Raw genomic sequence first — 22,452 nt, forward strand, 5'->3', positions numbered from 1 at the left:
GCGAAGTACCTATCTTTTATAAGATAAAGTTTTAATTAAATGATACGCATTGTATTACTATGATTGACAGCTGTTTGTTTACAACGGTATAGTAGTGACAATCTATATAAGACCTATTCAAGGAAGAATAACGGGTCTACAGGCTATCAATACGTACTATTTATAAATGACCAATACGATAAAAAGTAAAACGAAAGGACTCGTTATGACGCAAACTCCTGATTTTGATGCGACTCACATTGATTTTGATACTATTCTAAATAGCATTCCTAGTATTAATATGGGCGCACGCTCAGCAAATGCACCGCTTACCCAAAGCTATGATAAAGGTCCTGATGTGCCGCTTATTGAGGCGACTATCGGTGATTTTTTTGATGCTATCGTATCCAAGTATCCAGAGCGCGAAGCTTTGGTTTCTCGCCATCAAAACATCCGCTGGACCTACCGCGAGCTGCAACAGCAAGTCAATCAGCTGGCCAGTAGCATGATCGAGATGGGGCTTGAGATTGGTGATCGTATCGGTATCTGGTCACACAACAATGCTGAATGGTTGCTCATGCAATTAGCGACGGCAAAAGTTGGTGTCATTCTCGTCAATATTAACCCTGCCTATCGTACCTTTGAGTTGCAATATGCCTTGAATAAATTGGGCTGCTCAGCGCTCGTACTTATGCGCCATTTCAAAACCAGTGATTACGCCAGTCTCATCAGTGAATTGTGTCCTGAAATTTATCATAAAGACTATACCCAGCTTGATTTGGTCGAGATTCCGACGATTGAGCGTATCATTTGGATTGATGAGCCTGACAGTGAAGAGACCTTTGGCTTTATGCAGAAATTCTCCGCATGGATGGCTGAAGGTGATGCTAACGATCCACGCGTTGCAGAGCGTCAAGCCCAGCTCAAGAACACTGATGCCATCAATGTACAGTTCACCAGTGGTACGACTGGCACGCCAAAAGGTGCAACCTTAAGCCATCGTAATATTCTTAACAATGGTTACTTCATCGGCGAGGCTATGAACCTTACCGAAGAAGATAAGCTGTGCATTCCAGTGCCTTTGTATCATTGCTTTGGTATGGTGCTTGGCAACCTAGCGATTCTCACACATGGCGGCTGTATCGTTTATCCGAACGATGGCTTCGAGCCACTGACAGTCTTGCAAGCAGTCGAAGAAGAGAAATGTACAGGTCTGCATGGCGTGCCAACGATGTTTATCGCAGAGCTTGACCATCCGGAGTTTAAAAACTTTGATTTATCGACTTTGCGTACTGGCATCATGGCAGGGTCTAGCTGTCCGATCGAAGTCATGCGCCGCGTCATTGATGAGATGCACATGAGTGAGGTCACCATTGCGTATGGTATGACAGAGACCAGTCCAGTATCTTGCCAGACCAATGAACATACGCCGCTTGATAAGCAAGTATCGACTGTTGGCCTAGTGCAGCCTGCGCTTGAAGTGAAAGTTGTCAATACAGAAACGGGTGAGACTGTAGCCTTGGGCGAAACGGGTGAATTACTGACACGCGGTTATTCAGTGATGAAAGGCTACTGGGGCAGCCGATTTAAAACTCGCGCGGCCATCCAAGATGGTTGGATGCATACGGGTGATTTGGCTACGATGGATGAGGACGGCTACGTAAAAATTGTTGGTCGTAGTAAAGACATGGTCATTCGCGGCGGAGAAAATATTTATCCTGTCGAAATTGAAAACTATCTCTATCGTCATCCAAAGATTCGTGATGTGCAAATCGTCGGTATTCCTGATAAAAAATATGGCGAAGTACTCGCGGCATGGATTATCCCTAAAGAAGCAGACAGCTTGACGGAAGAGGAAGTTCGCCAGTTTTGTAGCGAGCATATTGCGCATTATAAGGTGCCGACCTATTATCGCTTTGTCACTGAATACCCGATGACCATCACTGGAAAAATTCAGAAATATAAAATCATTGAACAAATGAAAGAAGAGTTGGGTTTGTAGAAATTTAACCATTCTAATCTGTTATTTTATGAATAAGATATATGAGTAAAAGCTAAAATAAAGCATAAAATAAAAAAGCCACTCGCATTTACGCACTAAAGAAAAGGGATGTCATGAGCGCTATCATAACCAGTAAACTGAGTCCAAACGCCGCTGAATTTCAGCAAAACAGTGCCGCAATGCAAGCGGTGGTTGATGACTTATATGGTCACTTACGTAAAGTCGTGCAAGGCGGTTCAGAGCGTGCCCGTGCCAAGCATTTAGCCCGTGGCAAACTCTTGCCTCGTGAGCGTGTTGAGCGTTTGCTCGATGTGGGTACTCCATTTTTAGAAGTGGCACCGATGGCCGCGCACGATATGTATGGTGAAGAGATTCCAGCGGCGGGCGTGATTGCGGGTATCGGCCGAATTAACGGTATTGAGTGTATGATCGTCTGTAATGATGCCACGGTAAAGGGCGGCACTTACTACCCAATGACGGTCAAAAAACATCTGCGTGCGCAAGAAATCGCGCAAGAAAATAACTTGCCTTGTGTCTATCTGGTAGATTCAGGCGGTGCTAATTTACCCAATCAAGATGACGTGTTTCCTGATAAAGAGCACTTTGGTCGCATCTTCTTTAATCAGGCCAACATGAGTGCGGCAGGTATTCCACAGATTGCCGTGGTCATGGGCAGCTGTACGGCTGGCGGGGCCTATGTACCAGCGATGAGTGATGAGTCGATTATCGTCAAAGAGCAAGGCACCATCTTTTTGGGTGGTCCGCCACTGGTAAAAGCAGCAACAGGTGAAGAAGTTACTGCAGAAGACTTGGGTGGCGGCGATGTGCATACCCGTCTGTCAGGGGTCGTCGATCACTTAGCACAGAGCGATACTCATGCGCTATCGATTGCACGCAACATCGTTAGCCATCTAAATCGTCCTGCGAAGCAAGTGCCCAATCAAATTAAACCGCGTCCACCACGCTATGATGCCAAAGAGTTATATGGCGTCATTCCAACCGATAAGCGTAAGCCATTTGATATCAAAGAAATCATTGCTCGTATCGTCGATGACAGTGCCTTTGATGAATTCAAATCACGATTTGGCACGACGCTGGTTTGCGGCTTCGCTCATATCGAAGGGATGCCAGTCGGTATCATCGCCAACAACGGTATCTTATTTAGTGAGTCAGCGCAGAAAGGCACGCACTTCATTGAGCTATGCTGTAAACGCAAAATTCCATTGGTATTCCTCCAAAACATCACAGGCTTTATGGTCGGTCGCAAATATGAAAACGAAGGCATTGCGCGTCATGGTGCCAAAATGGTCATGGCAGTCGCCAATGCAAAAGTGCCAAAGTTCACGGTCATTGTCGGTGGCTCATTCGGCGCTGGTAACTACGGCATGTGTGGCCGCGCTTATAGCCCGCGCTTCTTATGGATGTGGCCAAATGCCCGTATCTCGGTGATGGGCGGCGAGCAAGCAGCCTCAGTATTGGCAACGGTCAAGCGTGACAATTTCGACCGCAAGGGTGAAGAGTGGAGTGATGAGGACGAAGCGGCGTTTAAAGCGCCGATTCTCGATATGTATGAAAAGCAAGGTCACCCATATTATGCCACTGCACGTCTATGGGATGACGGCGTGATTGACCCTGCTGATACGCGACATGTATTGGCATTGGGGTTAAGCGCTGCCTATAACGCACCGATTGAAGAGACGACTTTTGGTGTATTTAGAATGTAAGCGCTCCAAGGTCTGCTCGCAATAAGATGGTGGTGCGACAATTTTTTTAATGTGATTATATCGCGGCATCGGGTTTTGACATCTTACTTTCTTATATGGGCATTATTATGAATGGCCCAAACGTTGGGCTAAATATTTACATAAACATTTACAAATAGGAACACAGAGAAAGCTATGAAAGAAGCGAAATTAAAAAATACTAATAATTATAAAAGCCTGTTGGTCAGCGTTGAGCAGCATGTGGCGACGGTGACATTGAATCGTCCTGAGATACGTAATGCCTTTAATGATGAAATGATAGCTGAGCTGACCGATGCATTCAGTACGCTTGGTGCTGATGATGAGGTACGTGTCATTGTACTAGCGGCTGCTGGCAAGGCATTCTGCGCAGGTGCTGATCTCAATTGGATGCGCGCCATGGCGGATTATAGCTATGAAGAAAATTTAGCAGATGCTGATAAATTGGCGCAAATGCTCAAAACTATTTACGAATGCCCGAAGCCAACAGTGGCGGCAATCCAAGGTGATGTCTATGCAGGTGGCATGGGTCTAGTCGCTGTTTGTGATGTGGCTATCGCCGTTAAGATTGCAAACTTCTGCTTAAGTGAAGTGCGTTTGGGCTTAGCCCCTGCGACTATCAGCCCTTATGTTATCCGAGCATTGGGTGCTAGAGCGTCACAGCGTTACTTCTTAAGTGCTGAAGTATTTGATGCCAAAAAGGCACGTCAGCTTGGCTTTATCCATGAGCGTGTTAGCGAAGAATGGCTGGCTGATGAGGTCGCTATATTTTGTAGCAAAGTTGTCAAAAACAGTCCTGATGCAGTCAAAACCTGCAAGCAGCTATTACACGATGTCACTGGTGTGCCCATCACTGATGAGCTGATTGCTGATACGGTCAAAGGTATCGCTGATATCCGCTCATCAAAGCAAGGCAAAGAGGGTGTACAAGCCTTTTTGCAAAAACGTAAGCCCAATTGGTTGACGGCAGATGAATAATGCACGATAGGTAAATGGACAAATAGACAAGACGTCAAATAACAACGATAACACACAGGGATAGTTATGTTTTCTAAAATTCTAATTGCCAACCGTGGTGAAATTGCCTGCCGAGTAGCCGCGACTGCTAAGCGTCTTGGCGTCAGTACCGTTGCTGTTTATTCTGATGCGGATCGTGAGGCCAAGCATGTGGCTGTCTGTGATGAGGCTATTTATTTAGGTGGTTCAGCACCGAAAGACAGCTATCTCAAAGGCGATGCGATCATTGCGATAGCGCTTGAGACTGGCGCACAAGCGATTCATCCGGGTTATGGGTTTTTAAGCGAAAATGCTGACTTTGCGCAAGCCTGTCAGGATGCAGGATTGGTCTTTATCGGTCCATCGGCTGATGCTATTCGTGCCATGGGCGGCAAGTCTGAGTCCAAGCGTTTGATGGAGATAGCTGGCGTGCCATTGATACCGGGCTATCACGGTGACAATCAAGATGCAGAATTTTTGCAGCAGCAAGCCGATAGCATTGGCTATCCTGTCTTGATTAAAGCCAGTGCAGGTGGTGGCGGTAAAGGCATGCGTATCGTTGAAAAAAGCAGCGACTTTATTGACTTGTTAGACTCATGTCGCCGTGAAGCCATTACCAGCTTTGGTGATGACAAAGTGTTGATTGAAAAATACGCCTTAAAACCGCGCCATATCGAAATCCAAGTATTTGGCGATACGCATGGCAACTATGTGCATCTGTTTGAGCGTGATTGTTCCGTACAACGCCGCCACCAAAAAGTATTAGAAGAAGCGCCTGCACCGGGTGTTGATATTGCGATGCGTGAAGCGATGGGAACTGCTGCCATCGAAGCGGCTCGTGCGGTCGATTATGTTGGCGCAGGCACGGTCGAGTTCATCGTTGAGCAGCGTGAAGACGCTATGAATTTTTATTTCATGGAGATGAATACGCGGTTGCAGGTTGAGCATCCAGTCAGTGAAGCGATCACCGGTGTCGATTTGGTCGAATGGCAGCTGTTGGTCGCGGCAGGTCAGCCATTGCCAAAAACCCAAGCAGACTTAACTATCAACGGTCATGCAATTGAAGCAAGAATCTGTGCTGAAAACCCTGACAATAGCTTCTTGCCAGCGACGGGTACGTTATTTACGTATCAAAAACCTGAACACAGCACCTTTATGATTGATAAAGACGGTAATGGCGTGCGTATCGATGATGGAGTGCGCGAAGGTGATGTGATTAGCCCGTTCTATGATTCTATGATTGCCAAGCTCATCGTTCATGCGCCAACGCGAGAGCAAGCGTTAGCCAAGCTCGATCGCGCACTTGCCCAAACGCGTATCGTGGGTTTGCCGAATAACGCGGCATTTTTACGCTATATTTTAAATACCGATTCATTTAGCCAAGCCAATCTCGATACTGCATTGATTGAACATGAGCGTGATGCGATTTTTAACCAGCAGCCTTTAGCTTTATCGACGCTGGTTGTGACCGCTATTACTCGTCAGCTTGCAAGCGAGATGGCGACGCAAGAGTCGGATATCGATCCATTTAGTAAACCTACTGGCTTCCGTGCTTATAATGATTACACTCGCTCATTCAGCTTGGTTTATGATGAGCATTCTTATATGGCCCGCATGAGCAACTGGCATAATGCGAATTGTTCTGATAGTAAAAAGGGTAGCGATAACCTCAGTAGCTTTACGCTCGTTATCGAAAAAGAAGTGGTTAACACGCAGGATAATAGTAATATCAATGTCGCTGCTCAGACCGAAACGGTTTATGAAGGTCAAGTGAGCTATGTTAGTAGTGACGAACACAATCATACGTTATGGTTAAATGGTGCACGTACTAGCGCGCAAAGCTGGGTGCATAATGAGACCGTTTATGTGTTCACAGACAGTGGTCGTGATGAGATTACGCTTGTTGATATCATGGCGAATGTAGGCGAGGAGTCTGCAGCAGTCGGTAGTTTAAAATCACCGATGCCAGGGCAGGTTGTTGCCTTTAAAGTAGCGGTTGGTGATACCGTGAAAAAAGGCGAGCCGTTAGCAGTCATCGAAGCTATGAAGATTGAGCATACCATTACTGCGCCGACGGATGGCGTGGTGGCAGAATTGCTATTTGCAGCAGGTGATTTGGTCGCTGATGGTGATGAGTTATTACGCATTGATGCTGGTGAAAATACTGAGAGCGAATAGCTGACCAAGCCTAATAAAAAAGCCTCACAGAAAGGCGAATAATAAAAAGGATGATAAGTATGAGCCATTCATATCCAAATCATGTCACCATCGTTGATGTCAGCCCGCGTGATGGCTTGCAAAACGAGTCAATGACGGTACCGACTGAGGTTAAGCAAGCGCTTATCAATGATTTGATTGCGGCAGGTGTCAAAAAGCTAGAAGCAACAAGTTTTGTTTCGCCAAAGTGGGTGCCACAAATGGGCGATAATAGCGCGCTACTTGAAGCACTTGAGAAGACACGTCAGACAGATATTTGCTACTCAGTCCTAGTGCCCAATATGCGCGGTTTTGAAAATGCTATTTTGCATCGTCCTGACGAAATTGTTATTTTCGGCTCAGCCAGTGAGACCTTTAGCCAAAAAAATATCAATTGTAGTATTGATGAGAGTATCGAGCGTTTTGCACCGGTGGCAGCCGAGGCAAAAGCGCAAGGCATCAAAGTACGTGGTGTTATCTCTTGCACGGTTGGTTGTCCTTATGAAGGCGAGATTGACCCAGGCCAAGTAGCGTATGTGACCAAGCGCTTAATTGAGATTGGTTCAGAGCAGATTGGCATTGCCGATACGATTGGTGTTGGTACGCCGCTCAAGGTACAACGAGCATTACAAGCTGCATTAGAATATGCTGATATCTCTATGCTATCGGGTCACTTTCACGATACTTATGGTCAAGCATTGAGCAATACGCTAGCCGCACTACAAATGGGTGTCAGTGAGTTTGATACCTCAGTGGCTGGTCTTGGCGGCTGTCCTTATGCCAAAGGCGCAACGGGCAATGTCGCCACCGAAGATGTGGTATATATGCTGCATGGTATGGGTATCAGTACAGGCATCGATTTGGATAAATTGGTCGTGGCAGGTGAGCGTATTAGTGAGTTCTTAAAGCGTCCAAATGGCTCGAACGTGGCACGTGCTTTAATCAATAAACGTCAGTCTTAAAAAATTATTGTAAAAATTAAATACTAAAATACAAGGAATAGTTATGAGTTTACCTGGATTGAATTTTCAGCTTGGCGAAGATATTGATGCCCTACGTGATATGGTACAGCAGTTTGCAGCCAATGAAATCGCCCCACGTGCAGCTGAGATTGATAGCAGCGACGAGTTCCCAATGGATCTGTGGCAAAAGATGGGTGATATTGGTTTGCATGGTATTACTGTTCCTGAAGAGTACGGCGGCTCTAATATGGGTTACGTCGCACATATGGTCGCGATGGAAGAGATTAGCCGTGCTTCGGCATCGGTAGCATTGAGCTATGGTGCACACTCAAACCTATGTATCAACCAAATCAAACGTAACGGCTCTGAGGCACAAAAACAAAAGTACTTACCAAAACTGGTCAGCGGTGAGTTCATCGGTGCACTGGCCATGAGTGAGACTGGTGCTGGTTCGGACGTTGTCAGTATGAAGCTCAGAGCTGAAGAAAAAGACGGCAGCTATGTGCTGAACGGCAATAAAATGTGGATTACCAATGGTCCTGATGCGGATGTGATGGTGGTCTATGCGAAGACCAATCCTGAGCTAGGCGGCAAAGGCATGACAGCCTTTATCGTTGAAAAAGGCATGGAAGGTTTCGGCACAGCACAGAAGCTAGACAAGCTTGGCATGCGTGGTAGCCATACGGGTGAGATGACCTTTAACAATGTGACTGTGCCGAGTGAAAATATCTTAGGCGGTCTCAATGAGGGCGTTAAGGTATTGATGAGTGGCCTAGATTATGAGCGTGCCGTATTGGCTGCAGGTCCTATCGGTATCATGCAAGCGGTGATGGACAATGTCGTGCCTTATATTCATGATCGTAAGCAGTTCGGTCAAGCGATCGGTGAGTTTCAGCTTATCCAAGGTAAAGTTGCCGACATGTATACGATACTGCAGGCAGGTCGCAGCTTCTTATATACCGTTGGTAAAAATCTCGACATGCTAGATCAGCGCGGTGCTGGTCATAGCCGAGAAGTGCGTAAAGACTGCGCCAGTGTGATTCTATGGTGTGCTGAAAAAGCCACATGGATGGCAGGCGAAGGTATTCAAATATTTGGTGGCAATGGCTATACCAACGAGTATCCACTTGGTCGCTACTGGCGTGATGCCAAGCTATATGAGATTGGCGCAGGAACCAGTGAAATCCGCCGTATGCTGGTCGGTCGTGAGTTGTTTAACGAGACTAAATAATACTAATAGGTATAAATAATTAGCTAATTTTTATCGAATTATGTTCACTGTAAAACTAAAAATGTGCTACGTTATGTCTTTCATAGCGTGGCACTTTTTAATGACTTAAATAAAAGACTTTTATAATGATTCGTAAACGAAATACCAAGTTCGCTCTTAATCACATAGCTTCCAACAAGACAGCTTCTCATTTTCTTACCAACATAAAATCTATCAGTACTTATGGTCTGTTAACCACTCTGTTTGCATTGTTTACGATGACAGCAAGCATAACGACTGCACAGGCAGAGCTGGTTGATTTGTCTAGTCCTGAACCTGTTATTAAGTTTGCTAGTCGTGAAGCAGATTGGTCAAAGTCACCCGTTTTTGATTTCGATTTTGATTTCAATAGGGGTTATTTCTTCTGTATAGATAAGGAAATTCGTGAAAGAACTAGATTTTTTCATGGACAAAAACTTAAGGTTTTGTTGGAATTGTTAGTCGATAGACAAGGTGAAATTGTCAAAGTGAATATTAAAGAAACCAGCGGTAATAAGTGTTTTGATCGAAGCGCTGCTCGTCAGATAAGAAGTGGTCGGATGAGGCCATTTGTGTTTGAAGGAAAAGCAATACGTGGAAAAGTTGATGTACCTATTATTTTTATAGCAGAATAGGTGATAACAAGGAATTAGGTTTGTTAAATTAGAAAAAGCAGTACGCCTCAGACGTACTGCTTTTTCTATTCTAACTTTATAAAATACGACAACACACTTCAATTATTTACTATGATCAAAATATCGTGCCAGACCATTTAATAATAAATCATCACGCAGACGTACCGGACGGTTGACGTGCTGCGAGATAATCGCTGCATCACCACCCGTCATGATAACTTCAAAGTTGGGGTGACGATGGCTAATCTCATTAATCGCACCGACGATTGATAATAGTATGCCGCGATGTACCGCATCTTGTGTGGTCACACCTTGGCTGACACTGTCGAAAGTCCCATTAGATATGGTGATTTGCTTGGTACCAGAAAACAGTGACTCACGTTGCAGGTAGATACTGGGAAAGATATAACCGCCCAAATGCTCAGCATGATCGATCAAATCAATGGTCACTGCTGTACCGCAACCAATCACACATTGACGCTTTTTCTTATCGACTGCGCCTAGCATTTGTAGCCAGCGATCACAGCCGAGCTGCTCATCGTTATATTGACTCTTCATTAGCGGGTGAGCGGCGTCGACATGGACGAATTCAAACGGAATATTTAGACGGCTTAAGGTCTCTGATACCTTGGCATTCAGCTCGTTACCTAGTACAGATGAGATACCAATAAAGTCAGGGGCAAAACGCTCAAAGCGATCCGTCAGACCCATCAGTAATTCGGCTGGTGCTTGCAAATGTTGTTTGGCATCATGTGTGACTATCTGACCGATATCATCGGTGAGCCAGTATTTCAGGCGGGTATTTCCAAGATCAAGCCAGAGCATAAAATTCCCTTTATATACAGTGAAGCAATTATCAACATCCTATCCTGATAGCTACTGCACTTTAGTGCTCGTTGATTAAACGATTAAGTCGTTTGAATAACGTCAATGCGTCCGGTGAAAAGTGCAGAAATCTTACCGTTATCTTGGCGCAATTGCAAACATCCATGTGTATCGATACCACAAGCGTAACCCGTGAGTATATTGGTTTGACCGTTATGCTCTTGGGTCACACGTAATCGCAGTTCGCTTAGTGCATCCATCGAGTCAAACTGCTTTAAAAAGCTGTCCAGATAATAACGATGTCCCGTTGGTTTTTCTATACTTAGGTGCTCAAAGCGCGTCATCGCAGCCATTAGCGCTTTACTCATTTGCTGATAAAGCACACGTAAGCTCGGTAGACTGGCAGCCTGCGCTTTTGGCTGTAGTGTCTCAACAATATCTTGTAAGCTAATCGCTTGATAACTCATGCCTTCAGAGGTTTGTGCAGTTAGCTTTGGCGTGGATTGGACATTGAGACCCACACCTATCACCAAACCAACCAGTTTGCCTGCTTGCGATACGGGTTCAATCAGAATCCCAGCAAGCTTATTAAACGGCAGTGTCTGATGATTTAATTCCGTATTATGCACATCAGCGCTATCTAAGGCAGATTGGCTTTGAGGCTGATTCTGGCTTTGATTTTGACTTTGGTAAAAGCCTAAATCATTTGCCCACTTCACGCCGATTGGTGTTAGTCCTTGCGTTTGTAATTGCTCATTTAGTACTTGGATAACGGGCATTTTTGCCAGCTCTACACCGATGATTAGTGACAGTAAGCCACTAACGGGTATGTGAACAGGATGATAGAGCGATAGGTAGACATTGCCACGCGGTGATTGCCATGAGCGCCCGTGTTGTCCGCGACCAGCGCTTTGGGTTTCAGCGGTTAGTAGATGCATCTCGGCCGCATTCAATGTGCCATTCTGTACATCAGCTATTAGCTCGCTATTGGTAGAGGCGCTACTGGTAAGATGGCTATGATTCAGCTCAGGTAAATGCTCAAGTGTTAATGACTCCGATGCAGAATCAGAGGATTGGTTATATGTCGGCATAAGTTTATTCTATTTGAGTAATGTCGCTGGGATAATTTTTGATATACTGGGCGGTTTTCGATAGATATGAAAGTTGGTTAAGTTAGATAGCATAAAGACCGGGTTGCGATTTGGCAAATGCAATTAATAGTATTGATAAGCAAGATAGAAAATAAAATTTGAAAAACAAGCGTGATAAAAGGTTAATTCGATGATGCTATATGTGTGGTTTGTGATTGCAGGGGCGTTTGCTGGCGTGAGTGCTGGATTGTTTGGCGTTGGCGGTGGCATGATTATCGTTCCGGCACTGGTATGGATTTTTACCGCATATGATTTTTCGCCAGAAGTGGTGACTCATTTGGCGATTGGTACATCACTGGCGACCATCGTTGTGACCTCGATTAGCTCACTCACTGCTCATAATAAGCGCGGCGGCGTACGCTGGGAAGTATGGCGAAAAATGGCATTGGGTTTGGTCGTCGGTAGTCTGGTGGGTGCAGGTGTTGCGGATATGATTGATGGCAAGGTACTACAAGCCATTATCGGTGTCGGTGCGCTTTTGGTTGCGATCAAGATGCTGTTTTTCTCTAATAAAGAACAGTTGGGCAAGCCATTGCCCTCGGCTGGTGTCCAGTTTGGTGCTGGTACAGGCATTGGTATGGCATCTTCTATCTTCGGAATTGGCGGTGGTAGTTTGACTGTACCGTTTTTAAACTGGGCGGGGCTACCGATGAAACAATCGGTCGGTACGTCAGCAGCTTGCGGTCTACCGATTGCATTGGCTGGCGCGGCAGGGTTTGCATGGTTCGGTCAAGACGTGGTCAACCTACCTGAGGGTACGATAGGGTTTGTGCATATCACGGGATTTTTATGCATCTCAGTGGCGAGCTTTGCCATGGCAAAAGTCGGTGCCAAGCTCGCCCATGTATTGCCTGCACTGATGCTTAAGCGTGCGTTTGGCGTGTTGTTAGTGTTTGCTGGTGGGCAATTGTTATTGAGCGGGATTGGGGTGTTATAGAAATGATGGCTCCTTATAAAAATACTATGCAAACCATGAGACATAATTAAGTATGAAAGCTGCAGAAAAATACCGCCGTGTTTTCGGCTCGATGAGTCATCTAAAAGAGCAGCTATCATGGACGAGCGGCCTCTCTAATATGGTAGAGTTTTTGGCATGGGAGCCGCAGCGTATTCTTGGGGTTAGTAAAAAGCAATATGTGCGCCAAATCATTGAGTGGGCTACCCATCCTGAGCTTGCAGGCAAAAATGTAGAGGAGATTGAGCAGTCAATCATTAAAAAGCTCAATCAAAAAATGACTGAGTCTGAGCAGCTAGAGACCTATTCAATGCAAACGATGGGTATTTGTAATGTTAGAGAGGCCGTTCGCCGAGTAAAATTCTTTTCTGAAGATTATCTGAATAAAGAGTTTGATATATTTTTGAGCTTGTGCAGTGATGTTTATCTCGATTTATTTTATCAGCAGTTTATTAGCTTTGAGCCCAATAGATCATGGTCGACACATGGTAACAGCGGCATGTTTGAAAACAGTACAGAGCTAAAAGCGATGTATATGGATAACTTAGCCTATAACCATCAAGCGAACGTGCTGGTAGCAAATGAGTTAAAGCTCGCTGGTCGGAAAAACCCAGACCAAATCCTAAAGTACTGCTTGATGTATGAGCATTTATTAGAGAAAGGCTTTATTGAGCAGGGTACAAAGTTTTTGCTACTGTTTATCGGTGGTGACGCGCTAAAGCAAAACAAGCAAACGCTCGTAGACCGAGAGCTGGCGTTATGTCATAAAAGACCGAGGAAGTATCAGCATCTACTAAGAACAGAGCTGTTAGAAATAGTCGAGCATTTAGAAGTAGCAAGTATCACATGGTCAGATCTTATCGAGTTTAACAATCGCTATTTAGCAGAAAATGACACCTGCCAAGTGGAACAAAAACTGCTGCAGGGGTTTCACCAGAGCCTTGAATCAAAATCGTTTATGCAGTTAGCTGTTTAACCCTAAAAACCCACCACAATTTCAGGTAGAATAGCCGCCTGTTTTTGCTAAGTTTACTGATTCTTCATGCGTCTAAAATCCCTAAAGCTGGCAGGCTTCAAATCCTTTGCCAATCCAACGACTTTTACCTTTCGCCATGGTATCACCGCCATTGTCGGACCGAACGGCTGTGGCAAATCCAACGTGATTGATGCCATTCGCTGGGTGCTGGGTGAGACCTCTGCCAAGCAGCTGCGTGGCGGCGCGATGAGCGATGTCATTTTTGCTGGTACGCAGGATAAAGCTGCCAAAAGTGTTGCTAGTGTCGAGCTGACGTTTGAGCATACGCAAGATGAGCATACCGGCATTCGCCATGAGTTTAATCTGTATCAAGAGCTGTCTGTTCGTCGTCAGGTCAATAAGGATGGGCGCTCAGATTACTTTATTAATGGCACACGATGTCGTCGCCGTGATGTGGTCGATGTGTTTTTGGGTACGGGACTTGGTGCGCGTAGTTATGCGGTGATTGAGCAAGGTATGATTGGGCGTATTGTCGAATCTAGCCCCATGCAGCTGCGTGAGTTTATTGAAGAAGCGGCAGGGGTGTCTCGTTATCAAGCGCGCCGCGAAGAAACGCAAAAGAAGCTAGAGAAAACACAAGAGAACCTAGCACGTCTGCATGATATGCAAAGCGAGCTGGTCAGCCAACAAAAACGCTTGTCGAAGCAAGCTGCCAGTGCACAGCGCTACGAAGAACTGGCGTTGACGCTTGCTGATATCAAGCAGCAACTGGCCATTCAGCAGCTGTACCAAGCCAAGCATACGCAGCAGCAGCAGAAAATCGCCCATGAGCGTAGCACTGCCGAAGTTGCTACATTGCAAGCCGACTATGAGACGCTAAAAGCCCAACAAGATAAGCTCGCCACGCACATTAACCAAGAGCAATGGCTTAAGGATGATGCTCAAAGCGCTCATTATCAGCAGCAGCTCGGCTATCAACAAGCTGAGCACGCGCTGAGCGATGCCAAATCACAATTGACTGTGATTGAGCAACAACTCGCAAGCTTGGATCAGCAGCGCGCGCAAGCAGTGGATGAGATTGATCGATTAAAAGCCGAGCAAGCCGAGCAGCAGAATATATTAGAGTCGTTACGCCCACAGCTCACTGAGTTGACGGGTAGACGTGACGCGCATAAACGTAATGAGCAACCGTTACAGCGTGCATGGCATGACGCGCAAAACCAGTTATCACGCTTGCAAGATAATGCGCGCATGCTTGAACAACAGCAAGCCATCAATAGCCAAGCTCAAAAACGCCATCAGCAGAACCATGACAAATGGCAGCGCCGCCAGCAAAACTGGCAAAATCTATGGCAGCAATTACAGCAGTCATTATCAACATCTAGCAATAATAAGGGCTTTGATAAGGGCTCTGATAAGCGCTCTGATGAGCAAGCGCCAACGGATGGACAAAACCTACAGCAGACGTTAGAGACGCAAGTTGCAGAGCTAAACAAACAATTGCAGCAGATAGAGCGCCAACAAGACAGCGTAGATGAGCGTCTGTCGGAACTACAACCGCAAGCGCATGATTTACAGCAGCGCTTGAATACGCAGCAGCGCGAGTTGAGTGAGTATGAGAAGCGTCACGCGGTATTGGCCAGTGAATATGATACCCTGCATCAGATATTGCATCCAAAACCTACACCGCAAAATCAACAGCAAGCCTCTGTCTCTACAGCGGATAATCTAGAAGATGGCTTGGAAAGTAATGTCGTTAATCGTTATAACGAGTTGGCTATTACCACCTTGCGCGAGCAGATTGAGCTGAGTGAAAAAGGACAGCAGCACGCGGCATTACTCGATAGTGTCTTGGCATTATGGCTAGATAGTCATGTACTGTTCTCTAACCAATCTAATCAGCAAAACGTTGATGATGTGAGCAGTGATATTGAGAAAGCGAACAGCTTATGGCAAGTACTTGAGCATGACCTATCGGATATCGTTACTTATCAAATAGCACAAAATGAGCAGGCTAATACGGAAGGAAAACCTTCAATAGAGAGTGGTCATAGCTTGTGGTTACCTGCCAAGAATGAGGGAGCTACCAAGCCATTTTCCAGTAGTTTGCCAGACAGTTTAATTGATAGAGTAATGCCATTATCACAGCTGATTAAGCAGCCAGTATTGGCGCTTTGGCAGCAGTGCTATGTATATATTGCGCAATCAGAAGCAACCAGTCAGCAGACGCTTGAAGACTTTGCTAGTATTTTAAAAGCATTACCATCGTCAGCCATTCTGCTAACAACTGACGGTTGGCTTATCAGTCGTCAGGGTACGATTAATCTGAGTAAGTTTACAGGTGAGCAAGATAGTCAAGGTGAGAGCAATAGCCAGTTTTTAACACAGCGTTTGCAGCAGCGTAGCCGCTTGCAAGCATTAGAAGACTTGCTAGATGAGTTTGAAACCAAAATACAAGCTACGCAAAAGACCATTGCAAAGAATCAACGCGACTATGATGCGTTAACGGTCAATCTAGAAGAAACGCGTGCACAAGCAGATCAGCTCACCCGTGATAAACATAAATATCAGCAGCAGCTAACGACTCAGCGTGCCAATGCTGAGCGCTTACAAGCGGATAGCCAGCGTCTTATGGCGGACAAATCTGCCCTTGAGCAAGAGCAACAAGAGTTAGAGCAAGAGGGACAAGCGCTCACTCATGAGCAGCAAGATATTCAAAGCCAGATAGTAGCGCTAACGCCGCAAATATCTGATGCCCGTGCGACCAGTCAGCAACTACAGGCTGAGCGCAGTGAGCTAAATCGCACGCGCCAAGCAGATGATGATGCATGGCAAGCATTGCAGCTGCGTATTCAACAGAGCGAGATGCGTTTGGAACATAGTGTCAGTAGCCTTGCACGAGCGACTGCGCAATATGACCAATCGCTACAGAGCGAGCAGCAGCTAAAAGCGAGTCATCAGAAGCAGCAGGATAAGCTACCAGATTTGCAAGCGGCATTACAGACGGCGCAAACAGCACGAGATAAGCAGCAGGTGCTATTGACCGAGCGTGATACGGCATTGGCTGCGCTTAAGCAAAACTATGCTCAGCAGCAGACGGCGTTAGATAGTGTGCAGAATACGCTACAAGTTCAGCAGGGTAAGCTTGCTAATCATGCTACTGAGTTGGCACTAAGCATGGCGCGTTTGGACGATGCGAGCACTCATACGCATAATGCTTTAGAAGCGTACTATAAGGTGAGCCATAAATATAAATCGGAGTCGCATTCAACACAGCACCCGCAGCATCAGCAACAAGTGATGAGCGTCTCAAACTTGCTCGCTGATTTTATCGCGCATGATCGCCGTGTGCGTCCAGATAAAATCGCAGAGTTGGAGGCTGAACGCGCCACCCTTGAGCAGCAGCTTAGCAAAATCGGCCCAGTTAATCTCGCTGCAGTGGCAGAGTTGGCTGAGGTCAATGAGCGCCTAGAGCCATTGGCGCAGCAGACAGCAGATATTGCAGCCAGTATGCAGACGTTGACGGCAGCGATTGAGTCTATTGATGAGACCACCAAGACTTTGTTTATGCAGACGCTAGATGCGGTCAATACCGAGCTTGCCAATTTATTTGCCAAAGTCTTCGGTGGTGGGCAAGCCAGTTTGACGTTGAACACAGAAGATATGCCAGCCAACATCCCTACTGACAAACACAAGTCAGAACAGTGGCGGGCAGGGCTTACCTTAATGGCACAACCAAAAGGTAAGCGTAATAGTCGCCTAGCTGTGCTGTCAGGCGGTGAAAAAACCCTCACCGCGTTGAGCTTGATTTTTGCGATATTTAAGCAGCATCCCGCACCATTCTGTGTACTCGATGAGGTCGATGCGCCGCTTGATGATGCCAACGTCGAACGCTTTACCAGTTTGATTCATGAGCTGGCAGATGATTTACAGTTTATTTTTATCAGTCATAACAAACTGACAATGCAGATTGCTGACGAGCTAAAAGGCATTACTATGCCAAGCGCAGGTGTTTCTACGCTAGTCAGTGTGTCGTTAGATGAAGCTGAGCGCTATATTACCGAGTAGCTCAAATAACTGATATAGTCGAATCTATATAAATCCGCTACATCGTTATCCTCGCTAAGCATACTAATGTGTAACTTGCACTCGGTTTCCTTGTATCGAAATTATTTAAATTCAACTATAACTGGCAGGGCACTGCTAGTGGTATAGTTGAAGTTGAGGTGGTAACGTTACGCAAGTATGTCGGGCTGACGGTAAACGATGACTATATGGTGACGAGCTTAATTAGCCATGCTAGACTATTGCCATTTGTCGCCTCTTGTGTATTCCCTTTTGTCATATATTAGGATGTATTTCTCATGACCGCTATTCAGTTTATATTGATCGCCATTGCCGCATTTATCATGCTTGCAGGGCTGTTTATGGTCATTCGTAGTTTTAAGCGCCGCAACAGCGCTGAAGCCATGGCGGTCAACTATGATAAAAACGGTATTCCCATCATACCGCGACATGAGCGTAACCTCGTGGATCAGCCAGATTTTGATGACACCGTCGCAGGCGAGACCAGTATTGCGCCTGATCGCAGCTATCTCAATGCAGTCGTTGAAGAAGAGACACTGACTCAACCGCATGCCCATTTCGATGTGAATGTCGATGCACAGCAGACGGCTGGACATAACGATATCATCAGTGAGTTAAATGACGACCACAGAGACATGGTTGAAGATGATAGCTATGCACGCTGGCAGGATGAGCAGCAGCGTAGCGAAAATACTGAATTTTCAGCAGCATCTGAGCAGATAAATGCCGAGCAAGAGCCTGATGCATTTTCCAGCTTGATGTCGGCGACAGACAGTCTGATGCCATCAATTGATACGGTAGAAGAACCGAGTTTTGATAACAATAGCCCGATTCTCGACCAGCATTTATCAGAGCCTGTTGACGAAGCGCAAAATGGTCCATTGATTAATGCTAAAGACAACATCAACATCACCATCTTGCCGCACCAATATCGTGATCGTCCAACCGCGATTATCCGTGGTCGTGATTTATTGAAATTGATTGATAAATACGGCCTACGCTATGGCGCGATGAATATGTTCCATCGTTATGAGAAAAAAGACGGCACTGGCATGCTGTGGTTCAGTATGATGGGCATCACCGATAGTGGTATCGCACCTTTTGATCCGCATAGTGTGGCGACCAATACGTATCATGGCGTGGTGGTATTCTTATCTTTACCGCATCCGCAAGCGCTGCGTAGCTTCGATAGTATGATGAGCATTGCCTATATGATGGCCAGTGATTTGGACGCGATTATGCTAGATGAAGAGAACGAACCAATCACCTCTGAATACAAGCAGCAGCTACGTAATCAAGTCCGCGACTATGAAGGTTAGAAGCTTGAAGGCTAAAGGTTACGTAAAGTAAGAGCTGGTTAATATTAGAAGTCATATAAAAGGCAAATAGCGATTGACGTTATTTGCCTTTTTTAATGCGCGTTCATTTCTGCAAAATGCTAGAGTCGGTTCAAGATATAGTTGATTCCAAATATTTTCGATACAAGGAAGCCGAGTGCAAGCTATACATTAGTATGGTTAGTGAGGATGACGATGTAGCGGATTTATATGGATTTGACTATAATTTAGATACAAGGAAGGTGAGTGAAAGTACTACACATAGTAGACTGAGCGAGCCTGACACAGTATCTGATTTATATGGGATTGACTATACCGAGTCTCTCACAAACTTGTTATCATATTGGCATCTTGAATTGCAAAGAAAAGACGCTGACTATGACTGATTCTATCGTACCGACCACTGCTCAAACTAAAACTACTCAAAATGTCACTGCGCAAATCGTTGCCCAAATGCGCACACTTATCGATGCCATTAAAACACACAACTATGCCTATTATGTACTCGATAATCCTATCTTAGAAGACAGCGAATACGATCAATTGCGTCGCTCCTTGGTCGCGTTAGAAGAGTCACATCCAGAGCTGATACAGCCGGACAGTCCCATCAATCAAGTCGGTGATATGCCGCTATCTGCCTTTACTCAAGTGACCCATGATATCCCTATGCTGTCACTGGGCAACGTCTTTGACTATGACGAATTGCATACGTTTATGCGCCGCGTCAACGACCGTCTAAATGACGCGCAAAAAAATCCTGAGTATGAGATGGAGCTAAAGCTCGATGGATTGGCCGTGTCGCTAAAATATGAGCATGGCAAGTTTGTACAAGCGGTCACGCGCGGTGATGGGCAAACGGGCGAGGATATTACCCAAAATACCAAGACTATTCGCAACTTGCCACTTTGGCTCGCGGATGCTGCTGACATCGAGTTGCTAGAAGTACGCGGTGAAGTACTGATGCCCAAGGCAGGTTTTGATCGTCTCAATCGCTTAGCAGAAGAGAGCGAAAATAAAACCTTTGCCAATCCACGTAACGCCGCTGCGGGTAGTCTGCGTCAGCTCGATCCCAGTGTGGCAGCCAGTCGTCCATTGGCATTCTATGCTTACTCAATTAATCAGGGATTGCCTGAAACCATCGAAACCCAATCAGCAGGCTTGGCATGGCTAAAAACTATTGGCTTTACTGTCAGTGCGGTAGAGGTGGTCGCAAACCCACGCGCGGCACAGACTTACTATGAGTCAGTGATAGAAGGGCGTAGCGCTCTGCCATTTGAAATCGATGGCATGGTGATAAAGGTAAATAACCTGTCATTGCAGCAGCAGCTAGGATTTCTATCGCGTGAACCGCGCTGGGCCACCGCTTATAAATTTCCTGCCGAGACCGTAATGACGCGTCTAAACGATATCGAATGGCAAGTCGGTCGTACGGGTCAAATCACACCAGTTGGTAAGCTCGAACCCGTCAAAGTCGGCGGTGTCACCGTTAGTAATGTCACTCTACATAACTTTGGTGAGATTCAGCGATTGGATGTGCGTGCAGGCGACATGGTCAGCGTTCATCGTGCTGGGGATGTCATCCCCAAAGTCACTCGCGTTTGGCATGACCAGCGCTCAGCAGATTCTACACCAGTGACACTGCCTTCTACTTGTCCTGTCTGCGACTCTTCTGTAGTGCTGCCTGAAGACGAAGCATTGGCACGCTGCACTGGTGGCCTATTTTGCCCCGCGCAGCAGCAAGAAGCGCTCATTCACTTTGTCTCGCGTCGCGCAATGGATATCGATGGGCTTGGTGCGAGTTGGCTGATTAGTTTCTTTGAGCATGGCTTGGTCAAGACGGTGGCAGACATTTATCAATTGCATAATCATACAGACGAGCTCGTCACGCTAGAAAAATTGGGTGAAAAATCGGTACAGAATATCATCAGTGCTATCGAAGCTAGTAAGCACACGACATTGGCTCGCTTCATTTATGCACTCGGTATTCGCGGTGTGGGTGAGGGCACGGCGCAAAACTTTGCACAGCAATTTGGCGACCTCGATAGCCTGATGGCAGCCAGTATCGAAACCCTGATTAAAACCCCTGATGTAGGCACTATCACTGCCGAGCTTGCTTACGAGTTTTTCCGTGCACCGCATAATATTGAAGTGATTAATTCATTGCTTGAAGCAGGTGTGTATTGGGATAAGGTCGAGCAAAAAGCTGCTGGAGACTTGCCACTTGATGGGCAGACGTGGGTGATTACGGGTGCGCTTGAAAAAATGGCACGTGATGAGGCCAAGGCCAAACTGCAAGCGCTGGGGGCAAAAGTATCGGGAAGCATCTCAGCAAAAACGACTGCGCTACTAGCAGGGGATAAGGCTGGCTCGAAGCTCACCAAAGCTGAAAAACTGGGGGTTAAAGTGGTGAGTGAGGAAGAGTTTTTGGCATTGGTTGAGGGCTGAATGTTGGCGATAGGGTGCGCCCAGCGCACCATTTGAAAGCTTAATTTGGTGAAGAACAAAAGTCAAAAGCATGGCCTCAGCATCACTTGCTTTAACAGTGGGCAACTATGCGGATCATGAGTTGTATATCTTTAATGATGCACTCGGCGCTCGTCCCTCGCGTACAGTTTTCGTCTTCAGCTTTAGCAAAGAGTTACGGTTGCTTCACTCATTCGCGCAAGAATAAGCATTTGGCACATTTTTGAGCTAAGGTAGGGTGCGCTCAGCGCACTTTTAAGAAACGGATGTCCGAGCTTAAAGTATTGTGTGATGAGTAATCGAACGTTAGATAATTTATGTAGATAATTACATTTGAGCCACTTTTTCATATTCATGCATTGGTGCGCTGGGCGCACCCTACCACTTTATTAATTAATTTAAATCTTGTATTTTGTCACCACAATTTTCATCTGTATTCAATGTGTCTTTATCATAGTAGAAGAAAATATTATCAATTCTTTTAAATATGCTACTTATATCAATCTCTGGATTCAAGTATACATGTAAAAAAAAGGCATCCATTGCACTTTTAATATACGACATTGATAAAACATCTATCAACCATATGCTACACATTCCTCTACACTGACACCTATAAACAAACTCTTTGTCAGAATCAGATATGAAACTAAAATTATAGCTACTTACTTCTTTAAGCTTTTCATAATCACCGTTTAATCTATAGAAATTATAGTTAGAATCGTATTCATAAATTTCAATTTTAGCAGCCAGTGAATCGAAATATTTATCTTTTGAAAAATAGTCTCCAAAGGATTTAATACTAGAGATAAAATTAGTCTCTATATCAAAGTACTCGTCCATGTGTTCAATACTATTACTTTCTATAAAATCTTCAATATCCATCCAGTTGCTTTTA

Annotated in this window: 15 protein-coding genes; 12 read left to right on the plus strand and 3 right to left on the minus strand. The window is 45.6% G+C overall.

From position 1 onward, the window contains the following. The first annotated feature begins 205 nt into the window (after window positions 1-205). The 7 genes from I6E61_RS02390 to I6E61_RS02420 all read left to right on the plus strand — a co-directional run bounded on the left by I6E61_RS02390 (window position 206) and on the right by I6E61_RS02420 (window position 9,761). Window positions 206-1,981 (plus strand): AMP-binding protein, encoded by a 1,776-nt coding sequence (locus I6E61_RS02390; protein WP_197129145.1) that lies wholly within the window; start codon window positions 206-208, stop codon window positions 1,979-1,981. Window positions 1,982-2,094: 113 nt separating this feature from the next. After that, window positions 2,095-3,705 (plus strand): carboxyl transferase domain-containing protein, encoded by a 1,611-nt coding sequence (locus I6E61_RS02395; RefSeq protein ID WP_197129147.1) that lies wholly within the window; start codon window positions 2,095-2,097, stop codon window positions 3,703-3,705. Window positions 3,706-3,879: 174 nt separating this feature from the next. Then, window positions 3,880-4,701 carry an enoyl-CoA hydratase/isomerase family protein gene (locus I6E61_RS02400; protein WP_197129150.1) on the plus strand — a complete coding sequence of 274 codons (822 nt, stop codon included), beginning with the start codon at window positions 3,880-3,882 and terminating at the stop codon, window positions 4,699-4,701. Between the two features lie 66 nt (window positions 4,702-4,767). Further along, window positions 4,768-6,897 carry an acetyl/propionyl/methylcrotonyl-CoA carboxylase subunit alpha gene (locus tag I6E61_RS02405; RefSeq protein WP_197129152.1) on the plus strand — a complete coding sequence of 710 codons (2,130 nt, stop codon included), beginning with the start codon at window positions 4,768-4,770 and terminating at the stop codon, window positions 6,895-6,897. 59 nt (window positions 6,898-6,956) lie between these two features. Beyond that, entirely contained in the window at window positions 6,957-7,877 is a 921-nt protein-coding gene (locus I6E61_RS02410) for a hydroxymethylglutaryl-CoA lyase (RefSeq protein WP_197129155.1), read from the plus strand. 43 nt (window positions 7,878-7,920) lie between these two features. Beyond that, on the plus strand, window positions 7,921-9,108 hold the full coding sequence (locus I6E61_RS02415; protein WP_197129158.1) for an isovaleryl-CoA dehydrogenase: 1,188 nt from the start codon (window positions 7,921-7,923) through the stop codon (window positions 9,106-9,108). 125 nt (window positions 9,109-9,233) lie between these two features. Beyond that, window positions 9,234-9,761 carry an energy transducer TonB gene (locus I6E61_RS02420; protein ID WP_197129160.1) on the plus strand — a complete coding sequence of 176 codons (528 nt, stop codon included), beginning with the start codon at window positions 9,234-9,236 and terminating at the stop codon, window positions 9,759-9,761. A gap of 102 nt (window positions 9,762-9,863) precedes the next feature. On the opposite strand, the gene I6E61_RS02425 is transcribed toward I6E61_RS02420, so the two are convergent. Beyond that, entirely contained in the window at window positions 9,864-10,586 is a 723-nt protein-coding gene (locus tag I6E61_RS02425; RefSeq protein WP_197099817.1) for a pantothenate kinase, read from the minus strand. Window positions 10,587-10,669: 83 nt separating this feature from the next. Beyond that, a complete protein-coding gene (locus tag I6E61_RS02430; protein WP_197129163.1) occupies window positions 10,670-11,677 on the minus strand; it encodes a biotin--[acetyl-CoA-carboxylase] ligase in 1,008 nt (335 codons plus the stop codon). 193 nt (window positions 11,678-11,870) lie between these two features. Here I6E61_RS02430 and I6E61_RS02435 point away from each other — a divergent pair, with 193 nt between their 5' ends. From I6E61_RS02435 to ligA, 5 genes are all read left to right on the plus strand, one after another. Beyond that, window positions 11,871-12,674 (plus strand): sulfite exporter TauE/SafE family protein, encoded by an 804-nt coding sequence (locus I6E61_RS02435; protein ID WP_197129484.1) that lies wholly within the window; start codon window positions 11,871-11,873, stop codon window positions 12,672-12,674. Between the two features lie 52 nt (window positions 12,675-12,726). Continuing rightward, window positions 12,727-13,668: a hypothetical protein gene (locus I6E61_RS02440; protein ID WP_197129166.1), complete on the plus strand. Its 942-nt coding sequence runs from the start codon at window positions 12,727-12,729 to the stop codon at window positions 13,666-13,668. A gap of 66 nt (window positions 13,669-13,734) precedes the next feature. Next, a complete protein-coding gene (locus tag I6E61_RS02445; RefSeq protein ID WP_197129169.1) occupies window positions 13,735-17,736 on the plus strand; it encodes an AAA family ATPase in 4,002 nt (1,333 codons plus the stop codon). A 296-nt stretch (window positions 17,737-18,032) separates the two neighbouring features. Then, on the plus strand, window positions 18,033-19,073 hold the full coding sequence (locus tag I6E61_RS02450; protein WP_197129172.1) for a cell division protein ZipA C-terminal FtsZ-binding domain-containing protein: 1,041 nt from the start codon (window positions 18,033-18,035) through the stop codon (window positions 19,071-19,073). A gap of 396 nt (window positions 19,074-19,469) precedes the next feature. Continuing rightward, window positions 19,470-21,536 (plus strand): NAD-dependent DNA ligase LigA, encoded by a 2,067-nt coding sequence (gene ligA, locus I6E61_RS02455; RefSeq protein ID WP_197129175.1) that lies wholly within the window; start codon window positions 19,470-19,472, stop codon window positions 21,534-21,536. Window positions 21,537-21,947: 411 nt separating this feature from the next. On the opposite strand, the gene I6E61_RS02460 is transcribed toward ligA, so the two are convergent. Next, on the minus strand, window positions 21,948-22,439 hold the full coding sequence (locus tag I6E61_RS02460) for a hypothetical protein (RefSeq protein WP_197129178.1): 492 nt from the start codon (window positions 22,437-22,439) through the stop codon (window positions 21,948-21,950). Window positions 22,440-22,452: the final 13 nt, after the last annotated feature.

The organism is Psychrobacter sp. NZS113, from assembly GCF_015864825.1.
GTDB lineage: Bacteria > Pseudomonadota > Gammaproteobacteria > Pseudomonadales > Moraxellaceae > Psychrobacter.